Source organism: Stenotrophomonas sp. (genome assembly GCF_032099025.1).
GTDB lineage: Bacteria > Pseudomonadota > Gammaproteobacteria > Xanthomonadales > Xanthomonadaceae > Stenotrophomonas.
On the sequence record NZ_DAMCID010000012.1, the window covers coordinates 95,115 to 112,750 of the forward strand.

General features: G+C 67.4%; 13 protein-coding genes. 6 read left to right on the top strand and 7 right to left on the bottom strand.

All coding sequences use genetic code 11. The features are described 5' to 3' along the window. Positions 1-164: 164 nt before the first annotated feature. Both RT456_RS10615 and RT456_RS10620 read right to left on the bottom strand, forming a co-directional pair. A complete protein-coding gene (locus RT456_RS10615; protein WP_313346190.1) occupies positions 165-929 on the bottom strand; it encodes a TatD family hydrolase in 765 nt (254 codons plus the stop codon). After that, positions 926-1,150, bottom strand: a complete 225-nt coding sequence (locus tag RT456_RS10620) for a DUF6116 family protein (protein ID WP_313346192.1) — start codon at positions 1,148-1,150, stop codon at positions 926-928. Before RT456_RS10620 ends, RT456_RS10615 begins: the two co-directional genes overlap by 4 nt. Before the next feature lie 162 nt (positions 1,151-1,312). On the opposite strand from RT456_RS10620, the gene RT456_RS10625 reads away from it, so the two are divergent. The 6 genes from RT456_RS10625 (at position 1,313) to RT456_RS10650 (ending at position 9,377) form a co-directional block, all read left to right on the top strand. Next, a complete protein-coding gene (locus RT456_RS10625) occupies positions 1,313-2,137 on the top strand; it encodes a glycine zipper 2TM domain-containing protein (RefSeq protein ID WP_313346195.1) in 825 nt (274 codons plus the stop codon). A gap of 224 nt (positions 2,138-2,361) precedes the next feature. Continuing rightward, on the top strand, positions 2,362-4,641 hold the full coding sequence (locus tag RT456_RS10630) for a thiamine pyrophosphate-dependent enzyme (RefSeq protein WP_313346198.1): 2,280 nt from the start codon (positions 2,362-2,364) through the stop codon (positions 4,639-4,641). 3 nt (positions 4,642-4,644) lie between these two features. Beyond that, positions 4,645-6,588, top strand: a complete 1,944-nt coding sequence (asnB, locus tag RT456_RS10635) for an asparagine synthase (glutamine-hydrolyzing) (RefSeq protein WP_313346201.1) — start codon at positions 4,645-4,647, stop codon at positions 6,586-6,588. A gap of 134 nt (positions 6,589-6,722) precedes the next feature. Then, positions 6,723-7,283, top strand: a complete 561-nt coding sequence (locus RT456_RS10640) for an NADPH-dependent FMN reductase (RefSeq protein WP_313346204.1) — start codon at positions 6,723-6,725, stop codon at positions 7,281-7,283. A 217-nt stretch (positions 7,284-7,500) separates the two neighbouring features. After that, a complete protein-coding gene (locus tag RT456_RS10645; RefSeq protein WP_313346206.1) occupies positions 7,501-8,925 on the top strand; it encodes a replicative DNA helicase in 1,425 nt (474 codons plus the stop codon). Positions 8,926-9,161: 236 nt separating this feature from the next. Then, positions 9,162-9,377: a hypothetical protein gene (locus RT456_RS10650; RefSeq protein WP_313346207.1), complete on the top strand. Its 216-nt coding sequence runs from the start codon at positions 9,162-9,164 to the stop codon at positions 9,375-9,377. Between the two features lie 195 nt (positions 9,378-9,572). Here the strand turns inward: RT456_RS10650 and lpdA are convergent, their stop codons facing one another. The 5 genes from lpdA to RT456_RS10675 all read right to left on the bottom strand — a co-directional run bounded on the left by lpdA (position 9,573) and on the right by RT456_RS10675 (position 17,623). Continuing rightward, on the bottom strand, positions 9,573-11,009 hold the full coding sequence (gene lpdA, locus RT456_RS10655; protein WP_313346209.1) for a dihydrolipoyl dehydrogenase: 1,437 nt from the start codon (positions 11,007-11,009) through the stop codon (positions 9,573-9,575). Positions 11,010-11,035: 26 nt separating this feature from the next. After that, positions 11,036-12,238: a dihydrolipoyllysine-residue succinyltransferase gene (gene sucB / locus RT456_RS10660; RefSeq protein WP_313346212.1), complete on the bottom strand. Its 1,203-nt coding sequence runs from the start codon at positions 12,236-12,238 to the stop codon at positions 11,036-11,038. A gap of 43 nt (positions 12,239-12,281) precedes the next feature. Next, the gene (locus RT456_RS10665; protein WP_313346215.1) at positions 12,282-15,113 is read right to left on the bottom strand and encodes a 2-oxoglutarate dehydrogenase E1 component; all 2,832 of its coding nucleotides are present in this window, start codon (positions 15,111-15,113) and stop codon (positions 12,282-12,284) included. 184 nt (positions 15,114-15,297) lie between these two features. After that, on the bottom strand, positions 15,298-16,227 hold the full coding sequence (locus RT456_RS10670; protein ID WP_313346217.1) for a GNAT family N-acetyltransferase: 930 nt from the start codon (positions 16,225-16,227) through the stop codon (positions 15,298-15,300). After that, the gene (locus tag RT456_RS10675) at positions 16,208-17,623 is read right to left on the bottom strand and encodes a cupin domain-containing protein (protein ID WP_313346220.1); all 1,416 of its coding nucleotides are present in this window, start codon (positions 17,621-17,623) and stop codon (positions 16,208-16,210) included. The genes RT456_RS10670 and RT456_RS10675 overlap by 20 nt, the downstream gene beginning before the upstream one ends. Between the last annotated feature and the right edge of the window lie 13 nt (positions 17,624-17,636).

The window sequence follows — 17,636 nt, forward strand, 5'->3', positions numbered from 1 at the left end:
TGGCTCTACGTTCGGGCATCGCGCGCAGCCACGCAGGGCGTGGCTCTACGTTCGGGCATCGCGCGCAGCCACGCAGGGCGTGGCTCTACGTTCGGCATCGCGCGCAGCCACGCAGGGCGTGGCCCTACGTTCGGGCATCGCGCGCAGCCACGCAGGGCGTGGCGCTACGGCAGGCTGAAGAGCCTGCGTGCGTTGGCCGAGGTCTGCTCGGCAATCGCTCCCACCGGTTCGCCTCTCAACGTCGCCACGGTATCGGCGATCACCGTCAACCGCGCCGGCTCATTGCGCTCGCCGCGGATGCCGGCGTCGGGCTGGTCCGGCGCGTCGGTCTCCAGCAGCAGCTGCTCCAGCGGCAACTTCGCCACCAGGCGTTGCAGGCGCTGCGCACGGTCGTAGGTCAGCGGACCACCCAACCCCACCAGGAATCCCAGCGTGTGCAGCTGCGCGGCCTGTTCCGGGCTGCCGGGAAAACTGTGGATCACCCCGCGCAACCCGCCCACCTTTCTGATCGACGCGATCACCGCATCCACGGCGCGCCGCGCATGCACTATCACCGGCAGGTCGAACTCGCGGGCGATACGCAGCTGCCCGTCGAAGTAGAACTGCTGCTGCTCGGCATCCAGTCCGTCCACGAAGAAATCCAGCCCGCATTCGCCCACTGCGCAGGGGCGCTCGCGGGCAATCCACTCACGCAGCTGCTCAAGATGCTCGGGGCGGTGCTGGTCGAGGAACATCGGGTGCAGGCCGTAGGCCGGGTGCAGCCCGTCGGCCAGTTGGCAGGTCTCGCGCAACGTGGGCCAGCTGGCGGCGGTGACCGCCGGCAGCACCTGGCTGTGCACCCCCGCAGCCTGCGCACGTGCGATTACCTGTGCGCGGTCGGCATCGAACTCGCTGGCGTCGAGATGGCAGTGGCTGTCGACCAGGTTCACGCGCCGCGACGGCCCGGCAGGGTGGGCGGAAGCGTATCGCTGCGCCGCTTCCAGTTGGCCAGCAGCAGAGTGCCCAGCCCGAACAGGATCTCGTCCACGAACGGGATCGGGTCGGGAATCACCAGCGTCACCGCAAACAGCGCGGCGGTGATCTTGAACAGCGTGGGGTAACGCAGCCGGCGGGCCCAGTTCATGACGGGCAGCAGCAGGGGACCAGGCATCGCACTCTCCTCGACAGATGCTGTAAACGCTATCACGAGCCCAAGGACGACAGAACCTGAATGGGTAAGCGCAGCGTGTGCGCCATGTGGAGATTCCGTTCAGGAGCCGCATGCTGGAATCCGCATCAAGAACGTTGCGGATGGTCCGCAGGGAGTCGGCATATGAAAAGCACAACTACTACTGCCCTGGTCGCTGCAGGCGCCCTGCTGGTCGGCGGCATTGCCACCGCGGCCTTCATGAAGAGCGGCACCTCTGCTGACCCGGTTACGGCGTCGCAGACCCGTCCCAGCCTGGACACCACCCCGCTGGCCGACGATGGCGCCGCGACGGACGAGGTGGCCGTGGACAAGGCCGGTCGGCTGGAATACGCCGACGTGGTCAAGGTCGACCCGCTGACCCAGAAGGAAAAGGCCTACGCGACCGTGATCGGTACCGAACCGGTCCGGGAAACCTCCACCACCCAGACCCCGCACGAAGTCTGCAATGACGTGGTGGTGCAGGAACGCCTGCCCGAGCGCGACGGCAACGTCGGCGGCACCGTGGCCGGTGCGGTCATTGGTGGCCTGCTCGGCAACCAGGTGGGCGGCGGAAACGGTCGCAAGGCCGCCACGGCCGCTGGCGCCGTCGCGGGCGGCGTGATCGGCAACCAGGTGGACAAGCGCCACGTCGGTGGCCGCGTGGTCAACCGCACCGAGCGTCAGTGCCACACCGAAACGGCGACCTCCGAGTCGACCAAGGTCACCGGCTACAACGTGACCTACCGCAACGAAGACGGCACCACCGGGACCATGCGCATGGCCAGCAAGCCGGGCAACCGCATCGCCATGGGCACCAGCAACAACGTCACCGGCTACAACGTGACCTACCGCTACGACGGCGTCGAAAAGACCGTCAAGATGGCCAACAAGCCCAGCAGCGACCGCCTGCCGGTGGTCGACGGCCAGCTGGTCACCCAGACCGCTGCGCTGGATACCAGCACCCGGTAACCGGGCGCTGTGCAGGAGGCACGAGGAGGCCGGCATGTTGCCGGCCTCTTTCGTTCTGCGAAGATGGATAAAAAGGGGACGGAGGAGGTTAAGTCGGCTTAACCACCTCCGTCCCCTTTTTTGTGCACCTCCGTCCCCTTTTTTGTGCACCCGCGCTTGGCAAGCGGCGCCGGTTGCGGCCATGCTCGGCGCGGTCGTCCGTTCGGCTCTGCTGGAGGGTGTGCATGTCTGCTGTGGTTCCCGATCCGATTCCCGCGCGCATGAGGGCCCTCAACCGGGCCGAGATCTGTGACGCCAACTTCATCGAATACGTGCAGCAGTGGCGAGGTGACCCGGGCCCGCGGCCCGCGCCGGATGCGCCGATCCTGCCAGGCAGCACGCTGGATGCGCAGGGCTTCGATGCGCTGCTGGAGTCGCAGCTGGTCAGCCGCCACCTGGACCTGATGGCGCGCGTGCTGCGCGTACAGAACAAGGTCTTCTACACGATTGGATCGTCCGGGCACGAAGGCAATGCACTGGTCGCGCGGCTGGCCCGGCACACCGATCCAGCGTTCCTGCATTACCGGTCCGGCGCGTTCATGGCCGAGCGCTTCCGTCAGCTGCCGGGCATGGACCCGGTGATGGACGCGGCGCTGTCGTTCGCCGCCAGCCGCGACGATCCGGCCAGTGGCGGCCGCCACAAGGTGTGGGGCAGCAAGCCGCTGTGGGTGCTGCCGCAGACCTCCACCATCGCCTCGCACCTGCCCAAGGCGCTGGGCACGGCCATGGCCATCGAAACCGCGCGTCGCATCGGCCACCGGCTGCCGATCCCCGATGACAGCGTGGTGATCTGTTCGTTCGGTGATGCATCGGCCAACCATGCCACCGCGCAGACCGCCTTCAACACCGCCGCGTGGGCTGCCTACCAGCGGCTGCCGGCGCCGGTCCTGTTCGTGTGCGAAGACAACGGCATCGGCATCTCGGTCAAGACGCCGGAGGGCTGGATCGCGGAGAGCTTCCGCCAGCGTCCGGGGCTGGACTACGTCTTCGCCGACGGCCTGGACCTGGCGTCGGGCCACGCCCAGGTGCAACACGCGCTGGAGCACTGCCGTCGCACTCGCCGTCCCACCTTCCTGCACCTGCGCACCACCCGCCTGATGGGCCATGCGGGGACCGATTTCGAGATCGAATGGCGCCCGTTGCCGGAGCTGTGCGCGGCGGAGGCGGCCGACCCGCTGCTGCGCTCGGCGCAGATCGCGCTGGCATCGGGCTGGATGACCCCAGCGCAGCTGCTGGAGCGCTACGAGGCGATGCGCGCGCGCTGCTTCGCCGCCGCCGAGGCCGCCGACCAGCGCCCGAGGCTGCACGACCTGGCCGAGATCATCGCGCCGCTGGCGCCGTATACGCCGGCGGCCGTATTCGCCGAGGCCACGCGGCCGGCTGCGGCGCAGGCGCGCGAGGCCGCCTTCGGTGGTGCGGCGCAGCTGCCCGAGCGGCAGCCGCCGCGGCACTTGGCGATCCAGATCAACCAAGCGTTGCACGACCTGCTGTGCAAATACCCCTCGGCGCTGCTGTTCGGCGAGGACGTTGCCCAGAAGGGTGGCGTGTATACGGTCAGCAAGGGCCTGCTCAAGGCGTTCGGGCCCAGGCGGGTGTTCAACACGCTGCTCGACGAGACCATGATCCTGGGCATGGCCCAGGGCCTGGCGAACATGGGCATGCTGCCGATTCCGGAGATCCAGTACCTGGCCTACCTGCACAACGCCGCCGACCAGCTGCGCGGCGAGGCGTGTTCGCTGCAGTTCTTCTCCAACGACCAGTACCGCAACCCCATGCTGGTGCGCATCGCCGGGCTCGGTTACCAGAAGGGCTTCGGCGGGCATTTCCACAACGACAACTCGATCACCGCGCTGCGCGACATCCCGGGGCTGGTGGTCGGTTGCCCGTCGCGTGGCGACGACGCGGCGATGATGCTGCGTACCCTGGCCGCGCTGGCCAGGGTGGACGGCCGGGTTGCGGTGTTCCTGGAACCGATCGCGCTGTACATGACCAAGGACCTGCACGCGGCCGGCGATGGTCAGTGGCTGTTCCCGTACCCGGCACCCGACCAGGCGCTGGTGCTGGGCGAAGGGCGGGTGTATGCGCCGGAGGCCACGGACCTGGTGATCTACACCTACGGCAACGGGGCGCCGATGAGCCTGCGTGCGGCCCGCACGATCGAGGCCGAGCTGGGCTGGCAGGTGCGGGTGGTGGACCTGCGCTGGCTGGTGCCGCTCAACGCCCGTTTCATTGCCGAACAGGGCGCCGATGCCCGCCGCGTGCTGGTGGTGGACGAAGGGCGGCACAGTGCCGGGGTGGGAGAGGGCGTGATCACCGCCCTGGTCGAGGCCGGGCTGGGCCACCTGCCGCTGCAGCGCGTGTGCGGTGCCGACACCTATACCCCGTTGGCGGGGGCAGCAATGTCGGTGCTTCCAAGCGACAATGCGCTGGTAAGCGCCGCGCGGGTGTTGGCGCAGGAACACTGACGCATGTGTGGACTGGCAGGAATGTTGCTGGCCGCCCCCGTACGGGAGCAGGCCGCGCTGGAAGGACTGGCACGCCGGATGGGCGATGCCCTGGTGCACCGTGGGCCCGATGACAGCGGCGTGTGGGCCGACGCCGGCAACGGCATTGCGCTGGCGCACCGCCGCCTGAGCATCCTCGACCTGTCGCCGCTGGGCCACCAGCCGATGTCGTCCGACGATGGCCGCTACGTGCTGGCCTACAACGGCGAGGTCTACAACTTCGCCGCGCTGCGGGCGGAGCTGGAGGGCCTGGGCCATGCCTTCCGCGGCCATTCCGACACCGAAGTCCTGCTGGCCGCCTTCGTGGCCTGGGGCCTGGACGACACCCTGCAGCGCGCCAACGGCATGTTCGCCATCGCGCTGTGGGACCGTGCCGAGCAGTGCCTGTGGCTGGCCCGCGACCGCGTTGGCAAGAAGCCGCTGTATTACGGTTGGGCGGGCGACACGCTGGTGTTCGGCTCCGAACTCAAGGCGCTGTGGCAGCACCCGGCCTTCGACAACGACATCGATCGCGACGCGCTGACGCTGCTGCTGCGGCTGGACTACATTCCCGCGCCGCACTGCATCCACGAGCGCTGCTTCAAGCTGATGCCGGGACGCGTGCTGCGGCTGGACGCGGCGGCCGTGGCGGCCGGCGCCGCCGCGCACCGCCCGGACCAGCAGCAACAGCCGTTCTGGAACGCGCGCGAGCGCATGCAGCAGGCGCTGGCGGTGCCCTTCGTCGGCTCCGACGACGAGGCGGAGAACCAGCTGGATGGGCTGCTGCGCGATGCGGTGGGCCTGCGGATGGTGGCCGACGTGCCGGTGGGCGTGTTCCTCTCCGGCGGCACCGATTCGTCGGTGGTGGCCGCGCTGATGCAGTCGCAGTCGTCCACGCCGATCCACAGTTTCAGCATCGGCTTTGAAGGGTCGGATCACGACGAGGCACCACTGGCCAAGGCGCTGGCCACGCACCTGGGCACCGACCACACCGAACTGTACGTCAGCGGTGCCGATGCGCTCGCCGTGGTGCCGCAGTTGCCGGCGATGTTCGACGAACCCTTCGCCGACGCCTCGCAGGTGCCGACCGCGCTGGTGGCCCGGCTGGCGCGCAGTGCGGTGACGGTGGCCCTGTCCGGCGATGGCGGCGACGAGCTGTTCTTCGGCTACAGCCGCTACCAGCGCGCGCTGCGCAACTGGACGATGCTGGGCCGGGTACCGGCGCCGTTGCGACGTTGGATGGCCGCGCACGCACATACCCAGGGCGAGGCGTCGCGCACGGGCGGGCTGGCCGCGCTGCTGGCCGAGACCGGCGCACGCGGCATCGGCGATGTGTACCGCAACCGCATCTCGCGCTGGCGCGATCCTGTCGCGGCGGTGATCGGCGCGCGCGGGGCGGGCAGTTTCTACGACCTGGCCGACCCGCTGCACGGCGCGGGCTCGCCCGCCGACGCGATGATGCTGGCCGACTTCAATACCTATCTCCCCGATGACCTGTTGTGCAAGGTGGACCGCACCAGCATGGCGGTCAGCCTGGAAGCCCGCGCGCCGCTGCTGGACTGGCGCGTGGCCGAGTTCGCCTGGTCGCTGCCGCTGTCGATGAAGCACCGCGATGGGGTAAGCAAGTACCTGCTCAAGCGCGTGCTGGGCCGTTATGTGCCGCAGGACATGGTGCACCGGCCCAAGCGCGGCTTCGGCGCGCCGGTCAGTGCGTGGCTCAAGGGCGACCTGCGCGGCTGGGCCGATGAACTGCTCGATCCGGCGCGGTTGGCGGCCGAAGGGGTGTTCAACGTAGAGGCGGTGGCTCCCCTGTGGGCGCAGTTCAAGAGCGGCGAACGAAAGTGGCACACGCACCTGTGGAACGTGCTGATGTTCCAGGCCTGGCAGGCGCATTGGAAGCAGGTGCGGGCAGGAGTGGTAGGCGCGTAGAGACACGCCATGCGTGTCCCAGGCAATGCCGGCCACACGCCGTAGAGCCACGCCCTGCGTGGCTGCCCGGACACGTTCACGACGCCACGCAGGGCGTGGCTCTACGCTGAAGGTCCCCCCAACGGAGACCTCCCATGGCCCAACCCACCATCGCCGTGCTCGTCGGCAGCCTGCGCACCGGCTCGCACAATCAGGCCCTGGCCCATGCGCTGGAGAAGCTGGCCGCCGGCAAGGCCCGCTTCGAGTACGTGCAGATCGGCGACCTGCCGCTGTACAACCAGGACTTCGACAAGGACTACCCGGCCGAAGGCCTGCGCCTGAAAGAGCAGATCCGCAAGGCCGACGCAGTGCTGTTCGTCACCCCCGAATACAACCGTTCGGTGCCGGGCGTGCTGAAGAACGCCATCGACCTGGGCTCGCGGCCTTACGGCCACAGCGCCTTCGCCGGCAAGCCGGCCGCTGTGATCGGCGCCTCCATCGGCGTGATCGGCACCGCGTTGGCCCAGCAGCACCTGCGCAACATCCTGTCCTACCTGGACATGCCCGTGCTGGGCCAGCCCGAGGCATTCATTCATTTCAAGGAAGGGTTGATCGACGCGCAGGGCACCATCAGCAATGAAGGCACCCGCGACTTCCTGCAGGGCTTCGTCGACAGGTTCCTGGCCTGGATCGCCACCCACGGCGGTCAGCATTGAGCAGGGTGGTTCTGCGATAATGGGCGACAAGGCGCGCGACCAACGGTCGTGCGCTGCCCCGCGTAACCGCAACCGGTAGCGCACGACCGTTGGTCGTGCTGGCTTGCCCGGGCACCTCCAGCTATCCACTGCTTATCCACAGGGTTGTGCATGGCTGTGGCGGCCGCTCCGTGCCTACCATGTCCCTCGCTCCACTCTGCAGGAAGTACACCCCCTCATGTCCGCCCGCTCCGGCTTCCGTTCCGACCGCAAAGACCGCGGTGACCGCTATGATCGCGACGAGATGCGCATCGATGCGCTGCGCGTGCCACCGCACTCGATCGAGGCCGAGCAGGCGGTGCTGGGCGGATTGATGCTGGCGCCGGAAAGCTACGACCGGATCAACGACCAGCTGACCGAGACCGATTTCTATCGGCGCGACCACCAGACCATCTACCGCGCGATCCGTGAGCTGTCCGAGCGCGACCGCCCGTTCGATGCGGTGACCCTGGGCGAGTGGTTCGAGTCGCAGGGCAAGATGGAGCTCGTTGGCGACGGCGCCTACCTGATCGAACTGGCCAGCACCACGCCGTCGGCGGCGAACATCTCGGCCTACGCCGAGATCGTGCGCGACAAGGCGGTGTTGCGCCAGCTGATCCAGGTGGGCACGGACATCGTCAACGACGGCTTCCAGCCCGAAGGCCGCGAGAGCAGCGAACTGCTGTCGGCGGCGGAAAAGTCGGTGTTCGCCATCGCCGAGCAGGGCGCGCGTGGCCGTACCGATTTCGTGGCGATGCCCGGCGCGTTGAAGGACGCCTTCGAAGAGCTGCGCAACCGCTTCGAGAACGGCGGCAACATCACCGGCCTGCCGACCGGCTACGCCGATTTCGACGCGATGACGGCCGGCCTGCAGCCGACCGACCTGATCATCCTGGCCGCGCGTCCCGCCATGGGCAAGACCACGTTGGCGCTGAACATTGCCGAGTACGCGGCCATCAAATCGAAGAAGGGCGTGGCGGTGTTCTCGATGGAAATGTCGGCGTCGCAGCTGGCGATGCGCCTGATTTCGTCCAACGGCCGCATCAATGCCCAGCGCCTGCGTACCGGCCAGCTGGAAGACGAGGACTGGAGCCGCGTCACCGGCGCGATCCGCATGCTGAAGGAAACCAAGATCTTCATCGACGACACGCCGGGCGTGTCGCCGGAGATCCTGCGCTCCAAGTGCCGCCGCCTCAAGCGCGAGCACGACCTGGGCCTGATCGTGATCGACTACCTGCAGCTGATGAGCGTGCCGGGCAACAGCGAGAACCGCGCGACCGAAATCTCGGAAATCTCGCGTTCGCTGAAGGGCCTGGCCAAGGAACTGAACGTGCCGGTGATCGCGCTGTCCCAGCTCAACCGATCGCTGGAAACGCGTACCGACAAGCGCCCGGTGATGGCCGACCTTCGCGAATCCGGCGCAATCGAGCAGGATGCGGACATGATCGTCTTCATCTACCGCGACGATTATTACAACAAGGAAACGTCGCCCGACAAGGGCCTGGCCGAGATCATCATCGGCAAGCACCGTGGCGGACCCACGGGCTCGTGCAAGCTCAAGTTCTTCGGCGAATACACCCGCTTCGACAACCTGTCGCACGATTCGGTGGGGTCGTTCGAGTAACGCCGAAAGCGTTACGGTAGTGCCGGCCGCTGGCCGGCTTCGCGGGATGTACGGTTCGTCGAGTGCCGGCCGCTGGCCGGCTCCGCGTGATGTACGGTTCGTCGGGAGCCGGCCAACGGCCGGCGCTACCGCGCTTTCGTCGGCGAATGCCGGGTTTCGTCGCAAACCCGTTGAACCTGGCCGGGCAGGGCGGCAACGTGGACCCGCAGCGGCAAGGTGCCGCCCTGGAGACCGTCATGAAGACCCTGTTCGCGCTGGGCGTGTGGTGCCTGCTGTTCGTGCTGTGCTGGCCGCTGGCGATCCTGGCCCTGGTAGCGTGGCCGTTCGTGTGGCTGCTGAGCCTGCCGTTCCGGTTGGTCGGCATCACCTTCTCGGCGCTGTTCGCGTTGCTGGGCGCGCTGTTCATGCTGCCGGCACGCCTGCTCGGCGGTGGGCGCGCGGCAACGGCGTGATGCCGGGCGCACGACCAACGGTCGTGCGCTACCGGTCGTGCCAGGACGCGGTAGAGCCACGCCCTGCGTGGCTGCGAGGTGTATGGCACGGTCGCAGCCACGCAGGGCGTGGCTCTACGGCCAATCAAGATCATTCCCCCACCCACAAAAAACCCCGCCGAAGCGGGGTTTTTCGTTGCATCACGCCAGGGCCGGTCAGTTGGCCTTGTGGATCGCGCGCTTGCTCACGGCCATGGCGGCGTCGTGGACGACTTCCGACAGGGACGGGTGGGCGTGGCAGATGCGGGCCAGGTCGTCGGCCGAACCACTGAACTCCATGGTCAGCACGCCTTCGTGGACCAGCTCGGACACGTTCGCGCCGACCAGGTGCATGCCCAGGATGCGGTCGGTCTCGGCGTGGGCCAGGACCTTCACGAAACCGGACGGTTCGATCATGGCCACGGCACGGCCGTTGGCGGCGAACGGGAAGCTGCCGGCCTTGTACGGAATGCCTTCGGCCTTCAGCTGCTGCTCGGTCTTGCCGACCCAGGCCAGCTCCGGCTCGGTGTAGATGACCCACGGAATGGTGTCGAAGTTGACGTGGCCCGGCAGGCCCGCGATCAGTTCGGCCACCGCGATGCCTTCCTCGAAGCCCTTGTGGGCCAGCATCGGGCCGCGCACGCAGTCACCGACCGCCCACACGCCGTCCACGCCGGTATGGCAGTGGTCGTCCACTTCGATCTGGCCGCGCTCGTTGATCTTGACGCCGGTACCTTCGGCCAGCAGGCCCTTGGTTGCGGCGCGGCGGCCAACGGCCACCAGCAGCTTGTCCACCACCAGGCTCTTCTCGCCTTCGGCATCGGTGTAGGTCAGGGCAACTTCCTTCTTCTTGCCCTTGCCGGTCACTTCAGCCTTGGAGACCTTGGCACCCAGGCGGATCTCCAGGCCCTGCTTCTTGAATTCCTTGGCGGCGGTCTTGGCCACTTCGGTGTCGGCAGCGGCCAGGAAGTCCGGCAGGGCTTCCAGGATGGTCACGTCCGAACCCAGGCGCTTCCACACGCTGCCCAGTTCCAGGCCGATCACGCCGGCACCGATGACGGCCAGGCGGGCCGGCACTTCGGTGAAGTCCAGGCCGCCGACGTTGTCGACGATGGTCTCGCCGTCGAACTTGGCGAACGGCAGTTCGATCGAGTCCGAACCGGCAGCGATGATGACGTTGGTGCCCTTCAGCTCGACTTCCGAACCGTCGTGCTGCTTGACCTTGACGATGTTGCCCGGCTGCAGCTCACCGAAACCGTAGTACGCCGTGACCTTGTTCGCCTTGAACAGCATGGCGATGCCGCCCGTGAACTGCTTGACGATCTTGTCCTTGCGGCCAACCATCGCCTCGACGTCCATCTTGGCGTCCTTGAAGCTGATGCCGTGGTCGCCAAAGATGTGGCCCATGTTCCAGAACTGGCGCGAGGAATCCAGCAGCGCCTTGGACGGAATGCAGCCCACGCGCAGGCAGGTGCCGCCCAGGGCCGGCTTGCCATCCTTGCCCAGGGCAGCGTCGATGCAGGCGGTCTTCAGGCCCAGCTGCGCGGCGCGGATGGCGGCATGGTAGCCGGCCGGACCGGCACCGATGACGACGACGTCGAATTGTTCAGCCATTGAAATAATCCTTGATGCGGAAGGTCTTACAGGCCGAACAGCATGCGGCCCGGGTTTTCCAGCTGGTTCTTGATGTCCACCAGGAACTGCACCGAGTCCTTGCCATCGATGATGCGGTGGTCGTAGGACAGCGCCAGGTACATCATCGGCGCGATCACGACCTGGCCGTTCTGGGCGATCGGACGCTCCTTGATGGCGTGCATGCCCAGGATGGCGCTCTGCGGCGGATTGATGATCGGGGTGGACAGCAGCGAACCGAAGGTGCCGCCGTTGGTCACGGTGAAGGTGCCGCCCTGCAGTTCTTCCAGGCTCAGCTTGCCGTCACGGGCCTTCTTGGCGTAGTCGGCGATGGTCTTCTCGATGTCGGCGAACGACATGCGCTCGACGTTGCGCAGCACCGGGGTAACCAGGCCCTTCTCGGTCGACACGGCGATCGAGATGTCCGAGTAGCCGTGGTAGATGATGTCGTCGCCGTCGATCGAGGCATTGACCAGCGGGAAGCGCTGCAGCGCGTTGGCGGCGGCCTTCACGAAGAAGCTCATGAAGCCCAGCTTGATGCCGTGCGCCTTGACGAACTCGTCCTGCAGATCCTTGCGCGCCGCCGAGACCTTGGACAGGTCGACTTCGTTGAAGGTGGTAAGCATGGCCGTGCTGTTCTTGGACTGCATCAGGCGCTCGGCGATGCGCTTGCGGATGCGGGTCATCGGCACGCGCTCTTCCGGACGCGCACCGGCGGCCTTGCCGGCACCGCCATTGCGGGCGAAGTTGACGATGTCTTCCTTGGTCACCGCGCCGCGACGGCCGGTGCCGTCCACGTCGGCCGGGTTCACGCCTTCGGTGATGGCGCTGAAGCGGGCGCCCGGGGGCAGGGCGTCGGCAGCGGACTTCGCGGCCGGGGCCGGCGCAGCAGCAGCGACCGGAGCAGCCGCAGCGGCGGGTGCAGCGGCAGCCGGCTTGGCTTCAGCAGCCGGGGCCGGGGCAGCCGCCACCGCGCCTTCTTCGATGACGGCCACGACCTGGCTCGAGGTCACGGTGGCGCCCACCTCGAACTTGATCTCCTTCAGTACGCCGTCAACCGGCGACGGCACTTCCAGGACGACCTTGTCGGTTTCCAGATCAAGCAGGTTTTCATCGCGCTTGACGGCATCGCCGACCTTCTTGTGCCAGGTGGCGATGGTGCCGTCGGCGACGGATTCGGGCAGTACCGGGGCTTTGACTTCGGTGGCCATGCGGGAGCTTCCTGGTTTGTCTTTTTCTAGAATGAGGGGGAGGTTATTCGGCGAACGTGTCGTTGAACGGGTTGACCAGCGCATCGGCGACCAGCTTCTGCTGTTCGATGATGTGGTCCGCCATGTGTCCAGCGGCCGGCGATGCCGAACGGGCGCGACCGGCGTAGTGCAGGCTCTGGCCATCGGCCAGGCAGAACTGCAGGTGGTGGCGGATCTGGTACCACGCACCCTGGTTCTGCGGTTCTTCCTGCGTCCACACCACGTCGGTGGCCTTGCCGTACTTCTTGAGCTCAGCGGCCAGCAGCGCGCGCGGGAACGGGTACAGCTGTTCCACGCGGATGATGGCGACGTCGTCCTGGCCACGCTTGGTCTGGTCTTCCAGCAGGTCGTAATAGACCTTGCCCGAGCACAGCACCACGCGCTTGACCTTCTTGGCATCGGCGTTCGCGTCGCCGATCAGATGCTGGAATTCGCCGTTGGCCAGTTCGTCCAGGGACGACACGGCCAGCTTGTGGCGCAGCAGCGACTTGGGCGACATCACCACCAGCGGCTTGCGGGTGGTCAGGTGCAGCTGGCGGCGCAGCATGTGGAACGCCTGCGCCGGGGTCGACGGGACGACCACCAGCATGTTCTCCAGCGCGCACAGCTGCAGGAAGCGCTCCAGGCGCGCCGAGCTGTGTTCCGGGCCTTGCCCTTCGTAACCGTGCGGCAGCAGCAGGGTCAGGCCGGAGACGCGGCCCCACTTGGCTTCACCGGCGGCGATGAACTGGTCGATGACCACCTGGGCACCGTTGGCGAAGTCGCCGAACTGGCCTTCCCAGATGCACAGCGTGTTCGGGTCGGTGGTGGAGAAGCCGTATTCGTAGGCCATCACCGCTTCTTCGCTGAGCAGCGAATCGATGATGGTGGCCTTCTCCGGCGAATCCACCAGCTGACGCAGCGGCAGGTAGTAGTTGTCGGTCTTCTGGTCGTGCAGGATCGCGTGGCGGTGCGTGAACGTACCGCGGCCGACGTCCTGGCCGACCAGGCGCAGCGCGTGGCCTTCGTCGAGCAGGGTGGCGTAGGCCAGGTTCTCGGCAAAGCCCCAGTCGCCCGGGATCTCGCCGGCGGCCATCTTGCGACGGTCGTCGTACACCTTGGACACGCGCGAGTGCAGTTCCACTTCGGCGGGCACGGTGTTGATCAGCTCGGCAAGCTGCTTGAGCTTGGCCGGGTCGACCTTGGTGGACACCGGGTCGGACAGCTTGCCTTCCAGCAGCTTGGGCCAGTCGACGAACAGCGCGCTGGTCGGCGGGGTCTTTTCGACCTTGGCCAGCTCGGTGGTCACTTCGCCCGCGTCCAGCTTGTTGCGGTAGGCATCGACCATCGCCTTGCCGGCGCCGGCTTCGATCACGCCGGCCTGTTCCAGCTGGGCGGCGTAGAGCTCGCGGGTGGTCTGGTGCTTGCGGATCACCTGGTACATCAGCGGCTGGGTGATCGCCGGCTCGTCGGCCTCGTTGTGGCCCCAACGGCGGTAGCACATCAGGTCGATGACCACGTCCTTGGCGAACTTCTGGCGGAACTCGAAGGCCAGCTTCGCGGCGAACACGACCGCTTCCGGATCGTCACCGTTCACGTGCAGCACGGGCGCGGCGATCATCTTCGCCACGTCGGTGGCGTAGCGGGTCGAGCGGGTGTCTTCCGGGTTGGACGTGGTGAAGCCCACCTGGTTGTTGACCACGATGTGCACGGTGCCACCGACGGCGAAGCCGCGGGCCTGCGACATCTGGAACAGTTCCATGACCACGCCCTGCCCGGAGAAGGCGGCGTCGCCGTGGATCAGGATCGGCATGACCTGCTTGCGCGCGGTGTCCTTGCGGCGCTCCTGCCGCGAACGCACGGAACCGGCAACCACCGGGTCGGCGATTTCCAGGTGCGACGGGTTGAACGCCAAGGCGAGGTGGACCGGGCCACCTTCGGTGGCGATATCGGCCGAGAAGCCCATGTGGTACTTCACGTCGCCGGCCGAGGCGTGCTCGTCATGCTCGAACTTGCCTTCGAACTCGTCGAACAGCTTGCGCGGGTTCTTGCCCAGGGTGTTGACCAGCACGTTCAGACGGCCGCGGTGGGCCATGCCGACCACGACGTCCTTGACGCCGTCCTTGCCGGCATCCCGGATGATGGTGTCCATCATCGGAATCAGCGAGTCGCCGCCTTCCAGCGAGAAACGCTTCTGGCCGACGTACTTGGTGTGCAGGTAGCGTTCCAGGCCTTCGGCAGCCGTGAGGCGCTCCAGGGTCCGGCGCTGGGTGTCGGCGTCGAGGCTGTAGTTGCCACCGGCCAGTTCCAGGCGCTGGTAGATCCACTGGCGCTGCTCGACCTCGGAGATGTGCATGAACTCCGCGCCGATCGAACCGGTATAGGTCTTCTTCAGGCGTTCCAGCAGGTCGCGCAGCTTCATGCGCGGCTGGCCACCGACACCGCCCGTGCTGAAATCAGCGTTGAGGTCACCCTCGGACAGGCTGTGGAAGGGCAGGCCCAGGTCCGGCGAGTTCACGGCCTGCGCCAGGCCCAGCGGGTCCAGGCGGGCATCGAGGTGGCCGCGCGACCGGTAGGCGGTGATCAGACGACCGACATTGCGCTCGCGTTCGTCGCCGGTACCGGTGGCCGTGGCGCTGTTGCCAGCGTTTTTGGCCGCTTCGGTGATGTGGGCGATGACGGCCGAGTGCGGAATGTCACCGGCTTCGCGGCCCTTGAAGCCGTCGAAGTAGGTCTTCCATTTGGGATCGACACTGTCCGGAGAAACGAGGTACTGCTCGTACAGATCCTCGATATAGGAGGCGTTGCCGCCGGCGAGCTGCGAAGACTGCGCAAACTGCTTCAGTAGATTGTCCACGATGGAGGGTCGGATTCGCTTGTGGGGTAAGGCTTCAGTGATCCGGCAGGGAAAATGAATAGCCCTGCGCGGGCGGTATCTAACGGTCCAAATTGTACCCCCATCGGGACACGAAGGGGCACCGGCAGGTCCCGCGGAGGGTCCGCGGTGTCATTGCCAGACAGGTTCGAGACCCTGGCGTGACCTACAGGCCGAGCGCGCGAAGTTCGGTGCAATCGCGCGAACGTTCCCATACGCGCTGCAAACCGTCCTGCAACGGTCGCGAACGTGCAGGCAGCGCGAGCGCGGCTTCGCCGTCGAAGCGCAGGCCGCTCAGACGAAAGTAGTAGTCGCCCGCGTCGTTGAGCAGGCATGCCGATGCGAAGGCGCGGTCGATGGGATCGCACACCTGGCGCACCCGGAACACGGTGGGCAGGCGCTGGATCAGGCCGAGCAGGGGCGAGCCGGCCTGGGCGATGGCGGCCGCGTCATGCACGATCAGGGTGGCCTGCTTGTCACGGCGGGCGGTGGCGAAGCGGCGCAGCGCCTCCAGCACCGGCGGGGCATCGAGCAGGCCCGGGTCGAGCACCCGGCTGTGGATCCACAGCTGGCGGCGGGCGCGGTGGACCAGGGCGGTGGTGATGGCCACCGCCTCGTCGGCACGGTCGATGGTGACCGCGCCCTCCAGCACGCGGCGCATGTGCTGGTGTTCGATGCCGGCTTCTTCGAACACCTCGCCGTGGGGCAGGAAGCCCTGGCGGGCATAGAACGCGCGGGCCGGCAGCTGGGCGTGCAGGGTGACCTCGCGCCAGCCGCGCTGGCGGGCGGCGTCGATCAGGGCGAGCAGCAGCTGTTCGCCGACCCCCTGGCCGCGGGCGTCGGCCAGCACGGCCATGCGCCCGATCCGGCCATCCGGGGTGAGGCGGCCGGCCCCCACCGGCTGGCCCTGCGGGTCGCGGGCCAGGACGTGGATGCTGAGCGGGTCGAGCGCGTCGATCTCCAGGTCGGCCGGCACCTGCTGCTCGTCCACGAAGACGGCGTGGCGGACCCGGTGCAGCAGGGCGTGCTGCGCGGGGTAGTCGACCACCTCGACCTGGATGCCGGGCTGCGCCATGTCAGCGTGACGGGGTGCCATCAGGGGTGTCGGTGTCATCGCTGTCGTCGAAATCGACGATCACCTCGACGCCGTCCTCGTGGATGTTCACTTCGTGCACGTTGGCCTGGACGTCTTCATCCTCGACCACCTCGACGGTTTCGGCGGCGTCGATGATTTCGTATTCGGCCACCGCGTCCTCGGGGTAGTCGTCCTCGTCGTCGAACGCCTGGCCATCGAGCAGCTGGTAGTAGCCGCCGGCGACGAGCTGGTGCAGGGCGTCGCGGCCCTTGGCCGACAGCTTCTGGTACAGGGCGGAACCGACCTGTTCGGCGGCGGCGAGGGTCTGGGCATCCTTGACCGGCAGGGCGAACTCCAGGCCGCTGCAGTACAGGCTGGCGCCACGCTTGGCACGGCGCCAGGCGAGGCGGGCCCAGGGGTGGCGGCCGAGTTCGATGCCTTCGGCGAGTGCGGCTTCCACGGCGTCGCGCGGCAGGGCATCGCCGGAGGCCACGACCTCACCGGCGGCGCGGTAGGTCGTGATGAAGCGGCCGAACCAGTCGCCCAGGCGGTCGGGGTCGTTCATGCGGATGGCGTTGAGGGCTTCAACGACGCGGTTCATGGCGACGACGTCGATTTCGTTCGGGTCTTCGGGGACCTTGAGGTCGGGGTCCTGGTAGCGGATGGCCTCATCGGCATCCTCGATCAGGGTGTCCAGGTAGTCGCTGATCAGTTCGGCCGAGGCGGGGGCGCGCATGCCGAACGAGAAGGTCAGGCAGGGGTCTTCGGCCACGCCGTTGTGCGGGACGTTGGGCGGCAGGTACAGCATGTCGCCCGGTTCCAGCACCCAGTCGTGGGTGGGCTTGAAGCGGCGCAGCAGCTTGAGTTCGACGTCGTCGCGGAACTCGAGCGGGGGGCGCTTGCCCTTGATCGACTCGCTGGCGTCGATCTGCCAGCGGCGGTGGCCGTAGGCCTGCAGCAGGAAAACGTCGTACTGGTCGACGTGGGCGCCGACCGAGCCGCCGGTGGCGGCAAAGCTGATCATGACGTCGTCCATGCGCCAGCGCGGCAGGAAGTTGAAGTGCTGGATCAGGGCGCGCACGTCGGGGTCCCACTTGTCGACGTCCTGGACCAGCAGGGTCCAGTCGTGGTCGGGCATGCCGGGGAATTCGTCTTCCTGGAACGGGCCGGTGCGGACGGTCCAGCCATCGGTGGCGCGGTCGTGGCTGATCAGTCGCGACAGGGCGGTCTCTTCGCAGGCGAGGCCGGCGAGGTCTTCGGGTTGGACGGGGGTGTCGAAATCGGGGAAGGCGCCGCGGATGAGCAGCGGGCGCTTCTGCCAGTAATCGCGCAGGAAGGTGGCGGCGGGCATGCCCAGCGGCAGACCCGGACGGGCCTGGACTTCGATGACGGGGGTTTTGGTCTTGCGTGCGGCCATGGGGGAATCCTTG